23 protein-coding genes are annotated in these 21,844 nt (G+C 44.3%); 22 read left to right on the top strand and 1 reads right to left on the bottom strand.

Going from position 1 to position 21,844, the window contains the following annotated elements; genetic code table 11:
• The first annotated feature begins 9 nt into the window (after window positions 1–9).
• Window positions 10–957 carry a protein translocase subunit SecF gene (secF, locus tag MMA19_RS24045; protein WP_038227970.1) on the top strand — a complete coding sequence of 316 codons (948 nt, stop codon included), beginning with the start codon at window positions 10–12 and terminating at the stop codon, window positions 955–957.
• A 228-nt stretch (window positions 958–1,185) separates the two neighbouring features.
• On the opposite strand, the gene suhB is transcribed toward secF, so the two are convergent.
• Entirely contained in the window at window positions 1,186–1,989 is an 804-nt protein-coding gene (suhB, locus tag MMA19_RS24040; RefSeq protein WP_038227968.1) for an inositol-1-monophosphatase, read from the bottom strand.
• Between the two features lie 177 nt (window positions 1,990–2,166).
• Between suhB and trmJ the strand changes: the two genes are divergently transcribed.
• The 21 genes from trmJ to MMA19_RS23935 all read left to right on the top strand — a co-directional run bounded on the left by trmJ (window position 2,167) and on the right by MMA19_RS23935 (window position 21,837).
• Complete coding sequence (gene trmJ, locus MMA19_RS24035) at window positions 2,167–2,898, top strand: tRNA (cytosine(32)/uridine(32)-2'-O)-methyltransferase TrmJ (RefSeq protein WP_240207479.1); 732 nt, start codon at window positions 2,167–2,169, stop codon at window positions 2,896–2,898.
• Between the two features lie 112 nt (window positions 2,899–3,010).
• The gene (gene iscR, locus MMA19_RS24030) at window positions 3,011–3,517 is read left to right on the top strand and encodes a Fe-S cluster assembly transcriptional regulator IscR (RefSeq protein WP_006072585.1); all 507 of its coding nucleotides are present in this window, start codon (window positions 3,011–3,013) and stop codon (window positions 3,515–3,517) included.
• A gap of 29 nt (window positions 3,518–3,546) precedes the next feature.
• Window positions 3,547–4,761 (top strand): IscS subfamily cysteine desulfurase, encoded by a 1,215-nt coding sequence (locus tag MMA19_RS24025; protein ID WP_006072583.1) that lies wholly within the window; start codon window positions 3,547–3,549, stop codon window positions 4,759–4,761.
• A gap of 33 nt (window positions 4,762–4,794) precedes the next feature.
• Window positions 4,795–5,175: a Fe-S cluster assembly scaffold IscU gene (gene iscU / locus MMA19_RS24020; RefSeq protein ID WP_006072582.1), complete on the top strand. Its 381-nt coding sequence runs from the start codon at window positions 4,795–4,797 to the stop codon at window positions 5,173–5,175.
• Between the two features lie 58 nt (window positions 5,176–5,233).
• On the top strand, window positions 5,234–5,557 hold the full coding sequence (gene iscA / locus MMA19_RS24015; RefSeq protein WP_006072581.1) for an iron-sulfur cluster assembly protein IscA: 324 nt from the start codon (window positions 5,234–5,236) through the stop codon (window positions 5,555–5,557).
• 67 nt (window positions 5,558–5,624) lie between these two features.
• A complete protein-coding gene (hscB, locus tag MMA19_RS24010) occupies window positions 5,625–6,140 on the top strand; it encodes a co-chaperone HscB (protein ID WP_006072580.1) in 516 nt (171 codons plus the stop codon).
• A gap of 23 nt (window positions 6,141–6,163) precedes the next feature.
• Window positions 6,164–8,014, top strand: coding sequence for a Fe-S protein assembly chaperone HscA (hscA, locus tag MMA19_RS24005; protein WP_006072578.1), 1,851 nt, complete (start codon window positions 6,164–6,166; stop codon window positions 8,012–8,014).
• Between the two features lie 19 nt (window positions 8,015–8,033).
• Window positions 8,034–8,372: an ISC system 2Fe-2S type ferredoxin gene (gene fdx, locus MMA19_RS24000; protein WP_006072576.1), complete on the top strand. Its 339-nt coding sequence runs from the start codon at window positions 8,034–8,036 to the stop codon at window positions 8,370–8,372.
• A gap of 14 nt (window positions 8,373–8,386) precedes the next feature.
• Window positions 8,387–8,587 (top strand): Fe-S cluster assembly protein IscX, encoded by a 201-nt coding sequence (iscX, locus tag MMA19_RS23995; protein WP_006072574.1) that lies wholly within the window; start codon window positions 8,387–8,389, stop codon window positions 8,585–8,587.
• Window positions 8,588–8,763: 176 nt separating this feature from the next.
• On the top strand, window positions 8,764–10,062 hold the full coding sequence (gene pepB, locus MMA19_RS23990) for an aminopeptidase PepB (RefSeq protein WP_088876171.1): 1,299 nt from the start codon (window positions 8,764–8,766) through the stop codon (window positions 10,060–10,062).
• A 32-nt stretch (window positions 10,063–10,094) separates the two neighbouring features.
• The gene (gene ndk / locus MMA19_RS23985) at window positions 10,095–10,520 is read left to right on the top strand and encodes a nucleoside-diphosphate kinase (RefSeq protein ID WP_006072571.1); all 426 of its coding nucleotides are present in this window, start codon (window positions 10,095–10,097) and stop codon (window positions 10,518–10,520) included.
• Between the two features lie 189 nt (window positions 10,521–10,709).
• Entirely contained in the window at window positions 10,710–11,834 is a 1,125-nt protein-coding gene (locus MMA19_RS23980; protein WP_038227960.1) for a bifunctional tRNA (adenosine(37)-C2)-methyltransferase TrmG/ribosomal RNA large subunit methyltransferase RlmN, read from the top strand.
• Window positions 11,835–12,322: 488 nt separating this feature from the next.
• Window positions 12,323–13,273, top strand: coding sequence for a cytoskeleton protein RodZ (gene rodZ, locus MMA19_RS23975; RefSeq protein ID WP_240207478.1), 951 nt, complete (start codon window positions 12,323–12,325; stop codon window positions 13,271–13,273).
• Between the two features lie 9 nt (window positions 13,274–13,282).
• Window positions 13,283–14,407: a flavodoxin-dependent (E)-4-hydroxy-3-methylbut-2-enyl-diphosphate synthase gene (gene ispG, locus MMA19_RS23970; RefSeq protein WP_240207477.1), complete on the top strand. Its 1,125-nt coding sequence runs from the start codon at window positions 13,283–13,285 to the stop codon at window positions 14,405–14,407.
• A 26-nt stretch (window positions 14,408–14,433) separates the two neighbouring features.
• Window positions 14,434–15,702, top strand: coding sequence for a histidine--tRNA ligase (hisS, locus tag MMA19_RS23965; RefSeq protein WP_006072564.1), 1,269 nt, complete (start codon window positions 14,434–14,436; stop codon window positions 15,700–15,702).
• 81 nt (window positions 15,703–15,783) lie between these two features.
• Entirely contained in the window at window positions 15,784–16,398 is a 615-nt protein-coding gene (locus MMA19_RS23960; RefSeq protein ID WP_006072562.1) for a tetratricopeptide repeat protein, read from the top strand.
• Between the two features lie 12 nt (window positions 16,399–16,410).
• A complete protein-coding gene (gene bamB / locus MMA19_RS23955) occupies window positions 16,411–17,568 on the top strand; it encodes an outer membrane protein assembly factor BamB (protein WP_006072561.1) in 1,158 nt (385 codons plus the stop codon).
• 173 nt (window positions 17,569–17,741) lie between these two features.
• On the top strand, window positions 17,742–19,226 hold the full coding sequence (gene der, locus MMA19_RS23950) for a ribosome biogenesis GTPase Der (RefSeq protein WP_006072560.1): 1,485 nt from the start codon (window positions 17,742–17,744) through the stop codon (window positions 19,224–19,226).
• 64 nt (window positions 19,227–19,290) lie between these two features.
• Window positions 19,291–20,154: an alanyl-tRNA editing protein gene (locus MMA19_RS23945; protein WP_240207475.1), complete on the top strand. Its 864-nt coding sequence runs from the start codon at window positions 19,291–19,293 to the stop codon at window positions 20,152–20,154.
• Window positions 20,155–20,479: 325 nt separating this feature from the next.
• Entirely contained in the window at window positions 20,480–21,499 is a 1,020-nt protein-coding gene (locus MMA19_RS23940) for a sensor domain-containing diguanylate cyclase (RefSeq protein WP_062460675.1), read from the top strand.
• 104 nt (window positions 21,500–21,603) lie between these two features.
• On the top strand, window positions 21,604–21,837 hold the full coding sequence (locus tag MMA19_RS23935) for a zinc ribbon domain-containing protein (protein ID WP_240207474.1): 234 nt from the start codon (window positions 21,604–21,606) through the stop codon (window positions 21,835–21,837).
• Window positions 21,838–21,844: the final 7 nt, after the last annotated feature.

Here is a 21,844-nt window from a genome sequence, read left to right as displayed (position 1 = left end):
GGGTTAGTTATGTTTCAGATATTGAAAGCAGACAAAACGATCGACTTTATGCGTTGGTCTAAAGCGGCATTTGCCTTGTCGCTCGTGATGATAGGTGCTGCCATCTTTACTCTGTCAACCAAATGGTTGAATTGGGGTCTAGACTTTACTGGCGGTACGTTGATTGAAGTTGGCTTTGAGCAGCCGGCTAATCTTGAGCAAGTTCGTTCAGCTCTAGATGCGAAAGGCTTCGGTGATGCAACGGTTCAGAACTTTGGTTCATCTCGTGATGTCATGGTTCGTCTCCGTCCACGTGAAGATGTACAAGCGGAAGCACTAGGTAACCAGATTTTAGATGCGATTAAACAAGGTACGGGCGAAAGCGTTGAAATGCGCCGTATTGAGTTTGTTGGTCCGAACGTGGGTGATGAGCTGACTGAAGCGGGCGGTTTGGCGATCCTAGTATCGTTAATCTGTATCTTGATCTATGTATCTGTACGATTCGAATGGCGCTTAGCGGCAGGTGCGGTACTAGCACTCGCGCACGACGTTATAATTACGTTGGGTATTTTCTCTTTGATGCAAATCGAAGTCGACCTTACCATTGTTGCGGCACTGCTTACTGTAGTCGGTTACTCGCTCAATGATACGATCGTTGTTTTCGACCGTATTCGAGAAAACTTCCGTAAGATGCGTAATGGTGAGCCAGCTGACATTATGAACAGCTCAATCACTCAAACGTTAAGCCGTACTTTGATTACGTCTGGTACTACATTATTCGTAGTTATCGCACTCTTTACTCAAGGTGGTGCGATGATTCACGGGTTCGCAACAGCCTTGCTATTAGGTATTACCGTTGGTACTTATTCTTCAATCTATGTTGCATCGGCTCTGGCTCTGAAACTGGGTATCCAGAAAGAGCACTTAATGCCACCGCAGATTGAGAAAGAAGGTGCAGAGTTTGATGAGATGCCTTAAGGCATCGAATTAGACTTCAGGTGCGTCGTCATCCCCACACAGGCGTGACTCACGGATGACGAAAGCATCGTCCTAAATCGCAAAAGCCACTCTATCGAGTGGCTTTTTTTGTCTGTCATAAATGGATGACAGTAACTATCTCACTGCACCGAAAACGCTAAACAAAAAATCCCGACCAATGGCCGGGATTTCAAATTCAGCTGTGACGGGCTGTGAGTCTTAAGCTAATTACTTAAGGATAGCTTCGTTACCATTCTCGCGAATGATTTTAAGCATGCTCTTAGCACCACGTGCACTTGCAGCAACAACGTTACCAGACTTCATGTACTCAGTACCGCCTGAAAAATCAGTTACGATAGCGCCAGCTTCACGTGCGATAAGCTCACCTGCAGCCATGTCCCATGGTTTTAGGCCTAGTTCGAAGAAACCGTCTAGACGACCTGCACCTACGTAGCAAAGATCAAGAGCAGCAGAACCTGCGCGGCGGAAGTCTGCACATTCAACAAACATTGCTGACATGATCTTGAAATAGCTTTCAGAGTGCTGTTTTTGCTTCGAAGGGAAACCTGTACCGATGACAGTACCTTTTAGGTCTTTTAGAGTGTTAACACGGATTCGAGCATTGTTTAATTGAGCGCCAGCACCGCGCTGTGCAGTGAATAGCTCGTTTAGCATTGGATCGTATACGCACGCGACTTCAGTTTTACCTTTAATGCGAACCGCAATAGATACTGAGAAGTGTGGAATACCTTTAACGAAGTTATTAGTGCCATCCAGTGGGTCGATGATCCATTGTACGTCGCTATCTTTACCTTCAATCATGCCACCTTCTTCAGCGATGATGCTGTGGTCAGGGTAAGATGTTTGAATAGTATGGATAATGAGTGCTTCAGCTTCTTTGTCTACGTTAGTAACAAAGTCATTAGTGCCTTTCTGTACCGACTCGATCTTGTCAGTGTTTTCTAGTGATTTAGCAATATGGTTGCCCGCTTTACGCGCAGCGCGTATAGCGATATTTAGCATTGGATGCATACGAATTTTCCCAACGGATGTTAAAGAACAAAAAGCGGCGGCGAGTATACCAAAGTTTTGGCAAAAAGGAAGTGGTTATTTTTTGTTCTGTCATTGGGGTGAATAAAAAGACCCTGACTATTTTAGTCGGGTTTATGTTATTATTCGTCGGTTTTGTAATCTCGGTGCAATTTGACAATGCTAGACAACGTGAAAATCGTCCTCGTCGGAACCTCTCACTCCGGTAATATCGGCTCAGCTGCAAGAGCGATGAAAGTGATGGGTTTAAGCCAGATGGTCTTGGTTGACCCACAATGTGAGGTAGATGCTCAAGCGATTGCGCTTGCAGCGGGTGCTAGTGATATTGCGCTTGGCGCTCAAATTGTTGGTTCATTGCAAGATGCTATTGAAGATTGTGGTTTGGTTGTTGGCTCAAGTGCGCGCTCTCGTACACTGGATTGGCCTATGATTGAACCAAGAGAGTGTGGCGAGAAGTTTGCCATTGAAGGTGAGCAACACCCTGTTGCTTTGGTTTTTGGTCGTGAACGCACTGGCTTGACCAACGAAGAATTGCAGCTTTGCCATTTTCATACTTGTATTCCTGCAAACCCGGAATACAGCTCTCTTAACTTAGCGATGGCGGTTCAGACATTAAGTTATGAAGTACGTGTTGCGCATTTGCAGCGTGTGGCTAACCAGTTTCCTGAGCAAGAGCAAGCAGAGTATCCACGCCACAAAGAGCTAGAATTATTCTACCAACACCTTGAAAAAGTCATTACCGATACCCAGTTTATCTCTGAAGATAAACCAGGGTTAGTAATGAACAAATTACGAAGAATGTTCAGCAGAGCTCGCCCTGAGTCACAGGAAATCAACACGTTGCGTGGTATTTTAACGTCAATAGAAAAAGGGCTAGGGGTTAAAAAATAACCACTTTTTCTGTTGGGTTAAATACCTGACTATTTTAGTCAAATAAATACTTGATTAAAATAGTCAGGTATGGAAAAATCGAAACCACATAATCAATGTGGAAACGTGTGATATGAGACTAACATCAAAAGGAAGATATGCAGTAACGGCGATGCTAGATGTCGCACTGCACTCACAGCAAAGCCCAGTACCTCTGGCAGATATCTCTGAACGTCAAGGGATCTCACTGTCATATTTAGAGCAACTGTTCTCAAAATTGCGCAAAGCTGGACTTGTAGCCAGTGTACGCGGCCCAGGTGGTGGTTACCGACTCGGCGCAGAAGCGTCTGATATTGCAATTGGAACGGTGATAGCTGCTGTTGATGAGTCTGTCGATGCAACCAAATGTGCTGGTAAAGGCGATTGCCAAGGTGGTACACGTTGCCTCACTCATACGCTTTGGAGAGATTTAAGCTCTCGCATTAGTGACTTCTTAAATAACATCACTCTTGGTGAGCTGATGGTAGATAATGAAGTATTAGAAATTTCAGACCGACAAGACGTAGATCTTGCGGTAAATCATGGGTTCTCAAGAAAAAGTACAAGCACCGCACCCATCGGAATTAATGTTCGCTCGTAAGTAGTGTTGCTTTTACATTGGAGTAAAGAATGAAACTGCCTATTTATCTAGACTACTCTGCCACATGTCCTGTTGACCCGAGGGTTGCAGAGAAGATGGTTCAATTTATGACGATGGACGGTACCTTTGGTAACCCAGCGTCACGATCACACCGTTTTGGTTGGCAAGCAGAAGAAGCAGTAGACAACGCGCGTGAGCAAATCGCCGATCTGTTGAACGCGGATCCTCGCGAAATTATTTTCACTTCGGGCGCGACAGAATCAGACAACCTTGCTATTAAAGGTGCTGCTCATTTTTACGCTAAAAAAGGTAAGCATGTTATTACCTGTAAAACAGAGCATAAAGCAGTACTTGACCCATGTCGTCAATTAGAGCGTGAAGGCTTTGAGGTAACGTATCTTGAGCCGGAAGCCAATGGTCTTATCGATTTAGCAAAGTTAGAAGCTGCAATGCGTGACGATACTGTGCTTGTTTCTATCATGCATGTAAACAACGAAATTGGTGTTGTTCAAGATATCGCCGCTATTGGTGAGCTATGCCGCAGCAAGAAAATCGTTTTCCACGTTGATGCTGCGCAATCGGCTGGCAAATTGCCAATTGATGTTCAAGAAATGAAAGTTGACTTAATTTCAATGTCAGCTCACAAAATTTATGGCCCTAAAGGTATCGGTGCACTTTACGTTCGTCGTAAACCACGTATCCGTTTAGAAGCACAAATGCACGGTGGTGGTCATGAGCGTGGTTTCCGTTCTGGTACGCTACCGACTCACCAAATTGTTGGTATGGGCGAGGCATTTGCTATTGCTAAGCAAGATATGCAAAAAGATTATGACCATGCAAAATCTCTGCGTGATCGCCTGTTAAACGGTGTTAAAGATCTTGAAGCCGTTACGATCAATGGTGACCTAGAGCAGCGTGTACCTCACAACCTAAACGTGAGCTTCGCATTTGTTGAAGGTGAATCGCTATTGATGTCATTGAAAGATCTTGCAGTATCATCCGGTTCAGCATGTACTTCAGCGAGCCTAGAACCATCTTATGTACTTCGTGCATTAGGTTTGAACGATGAACTGGCACACAGCTCTGTACGTTTCTCGTTTGGTCGCTTCACGACAGAAGAAGATATCGACTATGCGATTGAGCAAATTACAACAGCAGTGAACAAGTTACGTGACATGTCTCCTCTATGGGATATGTATAAAGAAGGGATTGACCTAGATACGGTCGAGTGGGCACACCACTAATCTCACGATAGTAGAGGATTCGAGGAATTTATTATGGCATATAGTGAAAAGGTTATTGACCACTATGAAAACCCACGTAATGTAGGGTCGTTTGATAAAAATGATCCAGCTGTGGGAAGTGGTATGGTGGGCGCGCCAGCTTGTGGCGACGTAATGAAGCTTCAGATTAAGGTAACACCAGAAGGTATTATCGAAGACGCGAAATTCAAAACCTACGGTTGCGGTTCAGCTATCGCATCAAGCTCACTGGTTACAGAGTGGGTAAAAGGTAAATCAATTGAAGAAGCTGCGGCTATCAAAAATGCTGAAATTGCTGAAGAACTAGAGTTGCCGCCAGTGAAAGTTCACTGCTCAATTCTTGCGGAAGACGCAATTAAAGCCGCCGTAGCCGATTATAAGAAAAAGCACGACTAAATCGCTTGGATAACCAAGCCTTAATATATCATCAAGAGAAGCAAACAAAGGTTGTAGTATGGCCATCTCAATGACAGAAGCAGCAGCAAGCCGAGTAAGAACGTTTTTAGAAAACCGCGGTAAAGGTATTGGATTACGTTTAGGTGTAAAGACCACTGGGTGTTCTGGTATGGCCTATGTTCTTGAGTTTGTTGATGAACTTGATGATGGTGATGAAGTCTTTGAGCACGAAGGTGTGAAAGTCATCATCGATGCAAAGAGCTTGGTTTATCTCGATGGAACAGAGCTTGATTACGTGAAAGAGGGCTTGAACGAAGGGTTCGAATTCAACAACCCAAACGCAAAAGGCGAGTGCGGTTGTGGTGAGAGCTTTAATGTTTAACCTTTAATAGTCGTGGTGCAGTTGGTTTAGCCAGTTGCTCCACGATTCTTGTTTGCGAGTCTATGTTATGAACCATTTCGAACTATTTGGGCTACCTATTCAGTTTCAGCTGGACGGTAGCCTTCTTTCTTCTCAATTCAGAGAATTACAGCGACGCTTTCATCCCGATAACTTTGCTACCGCTTCCGAGCGTGACCGCATGCTTGCGGTTCAGAAAGCAGCGCAAATCAATGACGCATACGAAGTACTTCGTAAGCCAATTTCTCGAGCAGAGTATCTGCTGGCTGAGAATGGCGTAGATATTCGAGCTGAACAGCAAACCTTGCAAGACCCTATGTTCTTAATGGAACAGATGGAACTGCGTGAGACCCTCGAAGAAATAGAGACCTCAAGTGATGTTGAGTCAGAACTCTTTGACTTTGAGGCGAAGGTCAGCAAAATGTTCAAATCACAACTGCTTGAGTTACAACAGCTGCTCGAACAGAATCAGTGGCCACAAGCTGCAGATAGCGTCAGAAAACTAAAATTTATCGCCAAGTTGCAAAGTGAAATAGAACAGCTCGAAGATAAGCTGCTTGGTTAATGGAAGCTCCCAAGGATATTTGAATGGCATTACTTCAAATCGCAGAACCCGGTCAAAGCTCTGCGCCACACGAACATAAGTTGGCTGCAGGTATTGATCTAGGGACTACAAACTCTCTAGTTGCAACGGTAAGAAGTGGAGAAGCAGCCACGCTACCAGATTCGAATGGCAGAAATATCTTGCCTTCGGCCGTGCATTATACAGAAGAGTCGACCACGGTCGGTGTTGAGGCTCGTGATAACGCAGCTTCTGATCCAGTGAATACTATTATTTCGGTAAAACGCTTATTAGGTCGTTCACTTGCAGATGTCCAAAGCCGTTACCCATCTATGCCTTACTCTTTGACAGAAAGTGATAATGGTCTGCCAGTATTACAAACGCGTGGTGGAGCGAAGAATCCTATTCAAGTGTCCTCTGATATCTTAAAAGCACTTTCTCAACGTGCAGAAGAATCATTAGGTGGCGAATTAGCAGGAGTGGTTATCACGGTTCCTGCCTACTTTGATGATGCTCAGCGTCAAGGCACAAAGGACGCAGCGAGCTTAGCTGGTTTACATGTCTTACGACTACTCAATGAACCTACTGCGGCCGCGATTGCTTATGGTTTGGATAGTGGTCAAGAAGGTGTGATTGCTGTCTATGATCTTGGTGGCGGCACCTTTGATATATCTATTCTGCGATTATCTCGTGGCGTGTTTGAAGTACTCGCAACGGGCGGCGATTCAGCGCTGGGTGGCGATGACTTTGACCATTTGGTTGCAGAACATTTGCAGCAGCAAATTGGTAAGGCTGAACTAACGGTTCAAGAGCAGCGTGAATTACTGGACGCAGCAACGCAAGCTAAGATCGACTTGAGTCAATCTGATGTGGCAAGTGTGGATGTGCTAGGTTGGCAAGGCGAATTAGAGAAAGCTCAATTTGAAGATCTCATTCGTGCCCTAGTTAAGAAAACCCTTCTTTCTTGTCGCCGTGCTCTAAAAGATGCGGAAGTGGATGCTGAAGAGGTACTTGAAGTCGTCATGGTGGGTGGTTCAACCCGTACACCTTTGGTTCGCGACATGGTAGGCGAGTTTTTTGGGAAAACGCCTCTGACTAGCATTAACCCTGATGAAGTGGTTGCGATTGGTGCTGCCATTCAAGCGGATATTCTCGCAGGAAACAAACCAGACTCTGAAATGCTGCTACTCGACGTACTGCCTTTGTCTCTAGGTATTGAAACAATGGGTGGCCTAGTCGAGAAAATTGTTCCTCGAAATACAACCATCCCAGTTGCCCGTGCTCAAGAGTTTACCACTTTTAAAGACGGTCAAACGGCTATGTCGGTTCATATCGTTCAAGGTGAACGTGAAATGGTTGATGATTGTCGTTCTCTTGCTCGTTTTTCACTTAAAGGTATTCCTCCAATGGCGGCGGGTGCTGCGCATATTCGAGTCACCTATCAGGTTGATGCAGATGGTCTACTGTCTGTCACAGCGATGGAAAAGAGCACTGGTATTCAATCTGATATTCAAGTCAAACCATCATACGGACTAAGCGATGATGAAGTGACTAATATGCTCAAAGACTCAATGACTTACGCTAAAGACGACATGTTGGCTCGTGCCTTGGCTGAACAACGTGTGGAAGCCGATCGCGTTATCGAAGGGTTAATTGCAGCGATGCAAGCTGATGGCGATGCTTTACTAGATGAACAAGAAAAACAAACACTAGTAGAAGCCATTGAAGCACTAATTAAACTGCGCAATGGTGACGATGCCGACGCCATTGAACAAGGTATAAAAGATACTGATAAAGCGAGCCAAGAATTTGCTTCTCGTCGTATGGACAAGTCCATTCGCGAAGCTCTTGCCGGTCAATCAGTAGATAACATTTAAATTCGAGGACTAAGTAGTCATGCCAAAAATAGTTGTTCTGCCCCATGAAGATCTGTGCCCAGAAGGCGCAGTGTTAGAGGCTAACGAAGGCGAAACCGTATTAGATGTGGCACTAAAAAACGGTATTGGGATTGAGCACGCTTGTGAGAAATCGTGCGCTTGCACAACTTGTCACGTGATTATTCGTGAAGGTTTCGATTCACTTGAAGAGAGTGAAGAGCTTGAAGATGACATGCTAGATAAAGCGTGGGGCTTAGAACCAGAATCACGTTTGGGTTGCCAAGCCGTTGTTGCTGATGAAGACTTAGTGGTAGAAATTCCAAAATACACGTTAAACCACGCATCTGAAGATCACTAATAAGTGGAGGATACATGAGCTTAAAATGGACTGATTCTCGTGATATCGCTATTGAGTTGTGCGATCAATTTCCAGATATGGACCCTAAAACGGTTCGTTTTACCGACTTACATCAATGGATAACGGAACTAGAAGATTTTGACGATGATCCAAATCGTTCTAATGAGAAAATCCTTGAAGCAGTCATCTTATGCTGGATGGATGAATACGATTGATAAATCGCTCTAACTTTACTTCTAAAAACGGACCTTTGGTCCGTTTTTTTGTCGCTACATGTTACATTGTTATTAATTCCCTTGGGCGGGTCATTGGTATTGTCTCTACATAGTGATAACATCATTTGAATCATAAGATACGACAACACAAAACAGAATTAAGACAAGGAGAGACCATGTCTAACACAATGTCGGTATTTCTTAGCCAAGAAGCGGCTGCTCCTCAATGGGGCGACAAAGCAATCATCTCTTTCACAGAAACTGGCGCGACAGTCCACTTAGGCGAGGGCCACGATTTAGGCGCTATTCAGCGCGCGGCTCGTAAATTAGACTCACAAGGTATTTCTAATGCAACACTGGCTGGTGAAGGCTGGGATCTAGAATCAACCTGGGCATTCTATCAAGGCTACCGTAACTCTAAGAAAAGCACGCAAGTAACGCTGCCGTCACTCGGTGAGCAAGATGAAAACGAGCTGAATGCACGTATCAAAGCCTCCAACTGGACTCGTGACATCATCAACAAGAGCGCGGAAGAAGTTGCACCTCGTCAACTTGCGACTATGGCGGCTGAGTTCATTAAATCAACGGCACCTGAGCACGTTACTTACCGCATTGTAAAAGATAAAGATCTGCTGACTGAAGGATGGGAAGGTATTTTCGCTGTAGGTCGCGGTTCTGAACGTACATCGGCAATGCTGCAACTCGATTACAACCCAACTGGTGACGAAAATGCCCCAGTATTTGCGTGCCTAGTTGGTAAAGGCATCACATTCGATTCTGGTGGCTACAGCCTGAAGCCTTCTAACTTTATGTCGGCGATGAAAGCAGACATGGGTGGCGCTGGTACTATCACTGGCGGTTTGGGATTAGCGATCATGCGTGGTTTGAATAAACGTGTGAAGTTGATTCTCTGCTGTGCGGAAAACATGGTTTCTGGCCGAGCGCTTAAATTGGGTGACGTGATCACTTATAAAAATGGTAAGACGGTTGAGATCATGAATACCGATGCCGAGGGACGCTTGGTTCTAGCTGATGGTCTCATTTACGCGAGTGAACAAAACCCTGAGCTGATTATTGACTGTGCTACGCTCACCGGTGCAGCTAAGAATGCTCTAGGGAATGATTACCACGCTATCATGTCTTTTGATGATGAACTCACTCATCAAGCATTAACCAATGCAAACCAAGAAAAAGAAGGTTTGTGGCCACTACCGCTAGCAGATTTCCATCGAGGTATGCTGCCGTCAAACTTTGCTGATCTTTCAAATATCAGCAGTGGTGATTACTCACCAGGTGCAAGCACTGCAGCGGCATTTTTGTCTTACTTTGTTACCGATTATAAAAAAGGTTGGTTGCATTTCGATTGTGCCGGCACTTATCGCAAAGCGGGGACTGACAAGTGGTCTGCGGGGGCAACTGGCATGGGTATTCGTACTCTAGCTCGACTGCTTACTGAGCAAGCTCAAACCAAATAACAACAATAGAAACAGAAAGATAAGGAACAATAATGGCCCTAGAAAGAACATTTTCAATCGTTAAGCCTGATGCTGTAGAACGTAATCTTATTGGTGAGATCTATCATCGTATTGAGAAAGCTGGTCTAAAAATTATCGCAGCTAAGATGGTTCACTTGACCGATGAGCAAGCGAAAGGGTTTTACGCTGAACACGAGGGTAAGCCATTCTTTGATGCACTGCGCGAGTTTATGACCTCTGGTCCTATCATGGTTCAAGTACTTGAAGGCGAAGATGCTATCGCTCGTTATCGTGAGCTTATGGGGAAGACTAACCCAGAAGAAGCTGCATGTGGAACCATTCGTGCAGATTACGCATTAAGCATGCGCCATAACTCTGTACACGGCTCAGACAGTCCAGAGTCGGCAGCGCGTGAAATTGAATTTTTCTTCCCTACGTCGGAAATTTGTCCGCGTTAATGATTGATACCGCTCAACACAAGGAGGCTTAGGCCTCCTTTTTTAATATTGAGTGGTTATTCTGTTCAAAAAATGTTCACTTATAAATGAATACCTTATTATTTTAAGGTTTTGTAGCGCTTGTTGTAGTCGCCTAAAGGCTGTACAATTCGCGCCCTTAAGTAGAATCACCGTCATCGAAGAGGCAACATGACCGCACAAAAAGTCAATCTACTCGATTTTGATCGCAAAGGTATGCGTAAATTCTTCCAAGAGGAACTTGGCGAAAAAGCCTTCCGTGCTGATCAGGTTATGAAGTGGATCTATCATTTTGGTTGTGATGACTTTGAAAAGATGACCAACATCAACAAGAAGCTTCGTGAAAAGCTGATTCGTTTGGCTGAAATTAAAGCTCCGACAGTCTCTGAAGCGCAACACTCGTCAGATGGCACCATTAAATGGGCGATGCGTGTAGGTGATCAAGATGTCGAAACGGTCTATATCCCGGATGATGACCGAGCAACGTTGTGTGTTTCATCTCAAGTAGGTTGTGCGTTGGAATGTAAATTCTGTTCTACGGCACAGCAGGGCTTTAACCGTAACCTTAAAGTCTCGGAAATCATCGGTCAGGTTTGGCGCGCCGCGCGTGAAGTCGGCCTTGAAAAAGAGACAGGTCGTCGTCCAATAACCAACGTGGTGATGATGGGTATGGGTGAACCTCTACTCAACATGAAAAATCTGATGCCTGCGTTAGAAATTATGCTAGACGATCTTGGCTTTGGTTTGTCCAAACGCCGCGTAACAGTATCGACTTCTGGTGTGGTGTCCGGTCTTGATCAAATGACGGGTGAAATTGATGTTGCATTGGCTATTTCTCTTCACGCGCCAAATGACAAGTTGCGTAGTGAAATCATGCCGATTAATGATCGTTGGGATATCGAAGATTTCTTAGCATCAGTTCGTCGTTATATTGCGTCATCTAATGCTAATCGCGGTAAAGTAACCGTTGAATATGTACTTTTAGACCATGTTAACGACGATATGGATCATGCGCGTGAGCTTGCGGAGCTGTTGAAAGATACGCCTGCGAAAATCAACTTGATTCCATTTAACCCTTACCCAGGGTCACCGTACAAGAAACCGAGTAACTCGCGCATCGATCGTTTCATGAAGACGCTAATGCAGTACGACTATACAGTGACAGTTCGTAAGACTCGCGGCGACGATATTGATGCGGCATGTGGCCAGTTAGTCGGTGATGTGATTGACCGTACTAAACGTACCAAGCAACTGGCTGAGCAAAAAGGTGAAGCTATTCCGGTAAAATCGGTATAATCCACAAATAAATAAAGAAAAACCAAGTATTTGCTTGGTTTTTTTGTATCTATAGCGCTGCAATCGAAAATATCTGATCCTTGCCACAATTTACTGATAAAAAATTCAGTATTAATGGAACAAATATCGGTTTTGTTAATCAAATATTTCAAAACGTCGCTTGAACTTTATAGATAGTGTCAATTTTTTATCAAAAATGGCTCTATTTACGTCGTTTTACGTTTGTCGATTTTAACTCGTGGTTAGAATCGACTATGATGGTCACATTCAGCCGCTGTCTTGGCCCAATGTGGGGAGATCTTGCGCGAAAATCATAATGAAATCGAGCACTTTGCACTAGATTGAGGTGTAGAAGTAGGCAATTTGGGACTATGCTGTAAATACAGTTAGTACGTACGATTTACCACACTAATGACGACATCACACCAATAAATAAAACGAACTAAGCGTGTAGCGTCATAGTCACAACCAAAAGAAGTACATGATAAATGAGTACTGAACAAAATACCGCAGTAGATAAAGTTGAACAGCAACCACAAGAGTCCGTTCTTGCCGGAACCATATTAAAAGAGAAGCGTGAAGCGCTAGGCCTCACCCAGAAACAGATCGCAGACCGCTTACGCTTGCGTGTCGCCATCATTCAAAAGATTGAAGCCAACGATTTTGATGGTGAGCAAGTTGCAACCTTCACTCGAGGCTATCTACGTTCTTACGCTAAGGCAGTTGGTATTGATGAAAAAGAGATCCTTGGTGCTATTGAACACCACAGTGAAGCTCAACCTTCAGAACAGCCAATGCAGAGCTTCTCTCAGAAAACCAATAAAGAAAAACACGATAGCCGCATAATGAAACTTACTTGGGGTATTTTCGTGGTAATTATTGGTATCTCTTCGGTTTGGTGGTTACAAAGCCAGCAAAAAGATACTCTATCGGAAATCGCAGATACTAGCGATCCTGCCTTTCAAGTAGAAGAACCCGCTTCGCCACAACTTACCGCTGAGCCTGAATTAGCAACAGTAGAAGATGAAGTAAAAACTATTGATGTGTCTGCTATTATCGAAACGCCGGAGCAGACAGAGGAAGCTGCAACAGAATCGGTACCAGAGACTGCCAATAATAATGTTGAATCGGTTTCGGCAGACGTTGCAGTAATTGACGAACAATCTCAAACCGCAAACGAGCAACCAAAACTAATTGATGGTCTGACTAATTTAACGATGGCTTTCACAGGTGACTGCTGGATCCAGGTAAAAGACGCGGACGGAAAGACCATCACTACCGGTATTAAAAAGCAGGGCGATAATGTCAATGTAAACGGAAAAGCACCATTTAAAGTGATTTTAGGTGCTCCTGAGAAAGTTTCTATGACATTAGCAAGTGAACCTGTCGACCTTTCTGGGTATACTTCAGGCAAAGTAGCTCGATTCACCTTACCTTAGATAATCAATATGCATCACGAATCACCAATTAAACGTCGCCCATCTACGCGTATTTATGTGGGCGATGTACCTATCGGCGATGGCGCGCCCATTGCTGTTCAGTCAATGACAAACACTCGCACGACGGACGTTGCTGCGACCGTTGCTCAGATTAAAGCGTTAGAAAATGTCGGTGCAGACATTGTTCGTGTTTCTGTTCCTACTATGGATGCCGCAGAAGCCTTCCGAGAAATCAAACAGCAAGTTTCGATTCCTCTAGTGGCTGATATTCACTTCGACTATCGAATTGCACTAAAGGTTGCGGAGTATGGCGTAGATTGTTTACGTATCAACCCGGGCAATATCGGTAACGAAGCTCGCATTCGCTCTGTTGTAGATTGTGCGCGTGATAAAAACATTCCAATTCGTATTGGCGTAAATGGCGGGTCTTTAGAAAAAGACATTCAGATGAAATATGGCGAGCCTACACCAACTGCTTTGGTTGAGTCGGCGATGCGTCACGTGGATATTTTGGATCGTCTAAACTTCGACCAATTTAAAGTCAGTGTTAAAGCATCGGATGTGTTCCTTGCCGTAGATTCTTACCGATTGTTGGCTCAAAAGATTGATCAGCCACTACACTTAGGTATCACTGAAGCTGGCGGTGCTCGTGCGGGTGCTGTGAAGTCGTCAGTGGGTCTTGGAATGCTGTTGGCAGAAGGTATTGGTGACACTTTGCGTATTTCTTTAGCGGCAGACCCAGTTGAAGAGATCAAAGTGGGCTTTGATATTTTGAAGTCATTGCGTATTCGCTCTCGTGGTATCAACTTTATTGCTTGCCCAAGTTGTTCACGTCAAGAATTCGATGTGATCGGTACAGTAAATGCGCTAGAGCAGCGCTTAGAAGATGTGATTACACCAATGGATGTGTCGATTATCGGCTGTGTGGTGAATGGACCAGGTGAAGCAGAAGTTTCACACTTAGGCTTAGCTGGTAGTAACAAGAAAAGTGCATTCTACGAGGACGGTAAACGTCAGAAAGAGCGCTTCGATAATGATGACCTAGTGAACAAGCTCGAAGCAAAAATTCGTGCTAAGGCGTCGATGTTAGATGAGTCAAATCGCATCGAAGTGAATCAAGTAGAAGATAAATAATTTCAACGATATAACGGTATTAAACTGTGGCAAAAACTATTCAAGCAATCCGAGGCATGAACGACTGCCTCCCAACACAATCTCCACTTTGGCAAAAAGTTGAGAATACAGTTAAGCATGTTGTTAGCGCATATGGCTACAACGAAGTACGTATGCCAATCGTTGAAATGACCCATCTATTTAGCCGCGCTATCGGTGAAGTGACGGATGTGGTCGAAAAGGAAATGTACACCTTCGAAGACCGTAATGGCGATAGCCTAACGCTTCGTCCTGAAGGCACGGCCGGTTGTGTGCGTTCTGGTATTGAAAATGGCTTGTTATATAACCAAGAACAACGTCTTTGGTATATGGGCCCAATGTTCCGCCATGAGCGCCCACAAAAGGGTCGTTACCGTCAATTCCATCAATGTGGTGTGGAAGTCTTTGGTTTAAATGGCCCTGACGTTGATGCTGAACTTATCATGATGACTGCGCGTCTATGGCGTGAGTTGGGCATTGCTGAACATGTACGTTTGGAACTGAACTCTATCGGCTCTCTAGAAGCTCGCGCTGATTACCGTACGGCATTGATCGCTCACCTAGAGCAGCATATTGATGTTCTTGATGAAGATAGCAAGCGTCGTATGTACACCAATCCGCTACGTGTTCTAGATAGCAAGAACCCAGATGTACAAGCGATTTTGGTTGATGCTCCTGAGCTGTCAGATTACCTCGATGCAGACTCAAAACAACATTTTGCAGGTCTTTGTGAACTTCTTGACGCAGCAGGAATCGAATATACGGTAAATCAACGCCTTGTCCGTGGGTTGGATTACTACAACCGCACGGTATTTGAGTGGATCACCGAAAGTTTAGGTGCTCAAGGTACGGTTTGTGGCGGTGGTCGTTATGACGGACTGGTTGAACAACTAGGTGGCAAAGCTACGCCAGCTGTCGGATTTGCTATGGGTTTAGAGCGTTTGGTACTAATGATGGAAACGCTTGAGCTGACTGATGTTCGTCGTAGTGTTGACGCCTACGTAGTGACTGCGGGTGAAGGCACCATGATGGCAGGTATGAAGCTAGCCGAGTCTTTACGTGAAGCTATCCCTGGTATTCGTGTCATGAACCACTTTGGTGGTGGCAACTTCAAGAAACAATTTAAGCGTGCAGATAAAGTTGGCGCAGTATACGCTCTAGTGCTAGGCGAGAATGAAGTGGCCGAGAATACGGTCGTGGTCAAAGATTTGCAGGGTGGTGAGCAAGAAACTATTGCTCAAACTGAGTTAGCCGCTAAATTAGCAGATATTATCTAGTTTATAGACTGACGTTGATTGAACGTATTCGATAGATGAATCAATCAACGTTAGTGACGAATTCTTTTAAGAGGACAGGAAGTGGAACTCTACGATTCTGAAGAACAACAAGTAGAAGCAATCAAAGATTGGTGGAAAGAGAACGGCAAAGCAGTGGTTCTTGGTGTTGTTGTTGGTTTGGGTGGTTTATTTGGCTGGCGTTACTATCAAGACTCAGTAACGTCTGCGCAAGAAGCTGCTTCTGAACAGTATACCAAAGCGGTAGAAGCTATTGCCGCTAAAGGCACTGACGCAAGTGGTGACGTACAAGCATTTATCGATGGTAGCAAAGACACTGAATACAGTGTTTTGGCTTCACTACAACTAGCGAAAGTTCAAGTAGAAGCTGGTGAGCTTGAAAAGGCTCTTGAGCAACTGCAATGGGCACAAAGCAAAACTAAAGATGCGGCGATCACTCCGCTAGTGACTTACCGTATTGCTCGTCTAATGGCGGAAACAGGTAACGTTGATGGTGCGCGTGCTGAACTTGCGAAAATTACCGATGACGCATGGGCAGGCCGAGTGGCCGAGCTGCGTGGTGATATCGCAATTCGTGACGGTGACCGTGATGCAGCTTACACTGCTTATACTGAAGCACAGCAAGCGCAAGACGCAAGCCAAGGGCTACAAATTAAACTGGACGATCTTGCCAAGTAAGGGCCATAGCCGATGAATAGAGTCGTAAAGAAAGTACTGCTTTCTATTTCGGTACTGGGAATTCTTGCAGGGTGTTCTAGTGAAGAAGATACCGTCATTATGGCACCACTGCCAAAAGTACAAAGTGAGTTCACGCCTCAGTCGGTATGGTCTGCAAGTATTGGTGATGGTGTTGGTCAGTTCTTCTCGAAGCTCTCTCCAATTTACGCCTATGACAACTTGTTTGTCGCTAGCCGAGACGGAGTGGTAAAAGCGCTTGATCCAGAAACGGGTAAAACGCTTTGGGAAGTTAATGTCGCTGGTGAGACATCAGCTCGACTTTCTGGTGGTATTGCCGCGGCGTATCAAAAGCTATATATCGGTAGCGAAAACGGCGAAGTTATTGCGCTTGACGTCAAAACTGGCGAAGAAGTTTGGCGCGCCAAGGTGAATGGTGAGGTGCTTGCGAATCCGGTAGCGGATGCAAGTTTAATCATGGTTCATACCAGTCAAGGCTTGTTGGTTGCATTGGAACAAACGTCGGGCGAAGAGCGCTGGGCGATCAGTACTGATGTTCCAAACCTAACTTTACGTGGTGACAGTGCACCAGCTACCGTATCAGGTGGTGTTTTCTGGGGCACGGCCAATGGACGTTTAGCTGCCGCTATCGTCGAGCGTGGACAGTTGATTTGGCAGCAACCTGTAGGCACGCCAAAAGGCGCTACCGAGATCGATCGCTTGGTTGATGTGGATTCATCTCCAATCATTTTAGGTGGCACACTGTTTACGGTGGGTTTCAATGGGCAGTTAATTTCTATTGATCTACGTTCTGGTAACCCTATTTGGAAACGTAACTACTCATCAGCGACAGATATGGCGACGGATAACCGTAGTTTATTCTTGGTGACAGATAATGATCATGTAGTAGCTGTAGATGCTCGCAGTGGTACTGAGCTGTGGGAAAATAACCAGTTGGAAAACCGACTGCTAACTGCACCTGTTATTGTTGATGGTTACATCGTAGTAGGTGATAGCTTAGGTTACCTACACTGGATTGATCGAGAGTCAGGTGAGTTTGTAGCACAGCAACTCATCAACGAAAGTGGCCTTTCTGTTGGACCAACTAAGGTACCTGAAGGTTATGTTTTAGTGACTCGTGATGGTGAAATAAAGAAACTCACTATCAACTAGAAAGCGTGATATAATTCACAAACGGCTCCTGGCTGATCTCAGTTAGGAGCCGTTTTATTGCTGCGAAGCAAAAGGATCTTTTCGAGCTCGGATAGATGGATTAATTTGTGGTTATAGGAAAACGTGAGAATTTTACCTATAACTACAATTAGAAGATAAGTGTAGAGGTTTATATGGTACCTGTTGTTGCCCTAGTTGGACGCCCGAATGTGGGTAAGTCGACCCTGTTCAATCGATTGACTCGTACGCGTGATGCTCTTGTTGCGGATTTTCCGGGGCTAACACGTGACCGTAAATACGGTCAGGCAAAACTGGGTGAGCATGAATTCATTGTTATTGATACCGGTGGTATTGATGGTACTGAAGAAGGTGTTGAAACAAAAATGGCGGAACAATCGCTAGCTGCGATTGATGAAGCGGATGTCGTGCTTTTCCTAGTGGATGGCCGTGCAGGTTTAACGTCGGCTGATGAAGCGATTGCTCAACACCTGCGTAAAATTGAGAAGCCGTCATTCCTAGTGATTAACAAAGTTGATGGTATTGATGCTGATGCTGCTAGTGCTGAGTTTTGGCAACTTGGTGTAGAAGACATGTACCACATCGCAGCGGCACACGGTCGTGGCGTTACTGCACTTATCGAACGCGCACTTAACCCATTTGCAGAAAGCTTTGTTGAACAAGGTGAAATTGAAGATCTGACTGAGTTTGAAGACGAAGAAGAAGAGAAACTCGATTATACCGAAGAAGAAGCGGAAGAAGAGTTTAAGCGTCTTCAAGATCAACCAATTAAGTTGGCTATCATTGGTCGACCTAATGTGGGTAAATCAACGCTGACCAACCGTATTCTTGGTGAAGAGCGTGTCGTAGTTTATGACATGCCGGGTACCACTCGCGATTCTATTTATATTCCTATGCAGCGTGATGATCGTGAGTATGTACTAATTGATACTGCTGGTGTACGTCGTCGTCGTCGCATCAACGAAACGGTTGAGAAGTTCTCAGTGGTTAAAACCCTGAAAGCAGTAGAAGATGCAAACGTTGTATTGCTCGTTATCGATGCTCGTGAAAACATCTCAGATCAAGACTTAAGCCTCCTTGGTTTTGCGTTAAACTCTGGTCGCTCTATTGTGATCGCTGTGAACAAGTGGGATGGTTTAGATACTGACGTGAAAGAACACGTTAAGAAAGAGCTTGATCGTCGTCTTGGTTTCGTTGACTTTGCTCGTATCCACTTTATTTCAGCGCTTCATGGTACTGGTGTTGGCCACTTGTTTGAATCTGTTCAAGAAGCTTACAAGTCTGCGACTACCCGTGTGGGTACTTCGGTACTGACCCGTATCATGAAAATGGCGACGGAAGATCACCAGCCACCTATGGTTCGTGGACGTCGTGTTAAGTTGAAATATGCGCACGCTGGTGGCTACAACCCACCAATCGTTGTGGTTCATGGTAACCTAGTCAATGAACTACCAGATTCGTATAAGCGTTATTTAATGAACTATTATCGTCGTTCTTTGGAAATCATGGGTACGCCAATTCGTATTAACTTCCAAAGCAGCGATAACCCATTTGAAGGTAAGTCTAACAAGATGACCCTTTCACAAGAGCGTAAACGTAAACGCTTAATGACGATGATGAAAGGTCGTCCTAAAAAATAAGTCGAAATTAAACAACGCCCTCTGAATACAGCGGGCGTTTTTTGTTGCAAGGAATAATCATACCGTGTTTACCGCTAGTAAAATTCACTTTTGTCATCAAACTTGGCAGCTAGACAGCGCAATTCAATTGATCGATGAGCATTCTAATTACACCGATATTGTTGTAGACAGTACGCCATTTCACCCAGTAAGTCATATATGGCCTGATCATCCGGCAGACAAAGGTTATCTGTTAACGAAAGGTCAACAACTTGAAGTCATAGATTGTCTTGTTGGTGCTATCGAACTGGATACCAAAACACTGTATGTCGGCAGCGCGATTCCCGTAAAACGAGACTGTGATGGATGGGTATTTGTTGTTGTGCATCGAATCGCGAAAGGACCAGAACTTTGTGTTGGTCAGATCATTACATTGGAAGTGGACAAAGCCTATCAACAAAGTTTGAGCAGAGGACATAGTGCCGGACATATCGCCTCTCTTGCACTTAACAAAGTGCTAGCTGCGTCATACTGGAGAAAAGAAGCAGACCGAAAAGATGGTTTGGCCCACTATGATTTTAATAGTTATGCTCAGGAACAGAGTGTGGTATCGCCAAACCGATGTTTTGACCGATATCGCCTTGGGAAAACGTTAAAGAAACGTGGACTAAATACAGTAGAGGTGGTGACAGACTTGCAGAGAATTGAAGATATGACTAATCAACAGTTAGCTGAGTGGTCACAAGAACCCTCTGAAGTTTCAATGCAACTTGAAGGTCCATTTTTGACCAGTTCAAGATATTGGCACTGCACTCTTGATGGCGTCGACGTCGTGATGCCTTGCGGTGGAACGCATATCAATCATATGGATGAACTGATTAACCTTAGAGTCGAGCTAAAAGCCGTAGATTCGTCTTATATCGAAATGCATACCCATGTAAGTGACTAATTCGAGAAATGATCGTTTTATTAAATTCTGTATAGTGTCATTTGATAAGTCTTGTGTGGAATAATAATCTGACTTAAATCCAAATGCAGAATATGTAACTTATGCTTTCGGTATGTGGTTATATAAATGTTCTTTTAAGAGCAGATCGCTGATCAGATTAGATTAAGGGGAAGATCTAGGGAAGATCTAGAACAGCATCGTATTGTTGTTCGTCCCTTTGACCATACGACTAAATATTAAACTGGTCAATAGATCATCTATCCGTACGTTGTGTTATTATGTGTCGGTTACGCATACTCAATAAGAACGACAATTCTGCGGATTTATGACGAAAGATTTGCTGATAGATGCCCATAAGGGCATGAACTTACTCTTGAAAGAACTTGCTCTGGGGTTGCCAAAACCCCAATTGGAGGAGCGAATCATTAAGTTAACAGAGCGCCTGTTTAAGGATAAACGCGCGTCAATATTAACGTTAGATCAAGAGACACATCGACTTTACAGCACTTCAGCACCTAACTTGCCTGACTTTTACAACGATGCTATTGATGGGATCGAAATAGGAGAAGGAGTAGGTTCCTGCGGTGCGGCTGCCTATTTAAAACGTTCTGTAATCGTCTCTGATGTCAAAAGCCATAGTAATTGGCAGCCTTTTGTTGAACTTGCGACACAAGCAAATATTAGAGCATGCTGGTCTGTGCCAGTGATCTCGACACAAGAGCACGTATTGGGTACGTTTGCACTCTATAGCTCATTGCCCTCTGATCCCCATGCTATTGAACTGGAGATACTCGAGTCTATTGCCGCAGTTTATTCTGTGGCGCTAGAGAAATATGCTTTAGAAGATAAACTCAACTACCAAGCTAAGTTTGATTCTCTGACTCAATGCCTGAATCGTCGAGCTCTATTGGAACGTGTCGAACAAAGTCATTGCTTTCAAGGTAATTTTCTTGGCTGCTTCTTTATTGATATCGATAAGTTCAAACAAGTAAATGATGTGTATGGACATCAATTCGGCGATAAGGTGTTGGTTGCTGTCGCGCAAAAATTACGTTTACTATTACCTGACCAAGCTGTGTTAGGTCGATATGGTGGCGATGAGTTTCTTGCGTTTAGTTGCTTTCCTAGTCAGGAAGATTCCAGAACTTTTTACGAGACATTGCAGTCAGAATTGAATCGGCCTGTCACTTTAGAAGAGACTAACATCGGGGTTAGCGTTGGGTTTGCAACCAAAGAGTGTTGTTCAGACATGACGATTGACCAATTGATCCGTTTAGCGGATACCGAGATGTACAAAGTCAAACGTAAAGCTAAGTTGGAGAGTTTATTCCTATCTCGTGGCTAAACGTTTTCCTAACGTTAAAGAACGTCTTATGGTAGCTGCCTAGTATCCTTTAGGTGTTCGAGATAGAATATCAATATTAACATCTACTAATATTTAGGTGAGATATGAACTTCGCAGACAACGAGTGCCCAGATTGCAAGATCGCTTTAGATTGGGACGGGCAGTATTTCTGTAAACAATGTACTAAACATTTTGTCAAAATTGGTTATTGCCCAGATTGCCAAGCTGAAATGGAAAAGCTTCAGGCGTGTGGTGCAGCTAACTATTTTTGTAACTCATGTAATGAACTAAAGTCCAAATCTCGAGCAAGGTTTGAATTCCAACCAATAAAAGTTTAGTGAGCTT

Source organism: Vibrio sp. CyArs1 (genome assembly GCF_022432925.1).
GTDB lineage: Bacteria > Pseudomonadota > Gammaproteobacteria > Enterobacterales > Vibrionaceae > Vibrio > Vibrio mediterranei.
The sequence above is the reverse complement of the archived record's forward strand: the minus strand, read 5'-3'. Positions and strand labels throughout refer to the sequence as shown.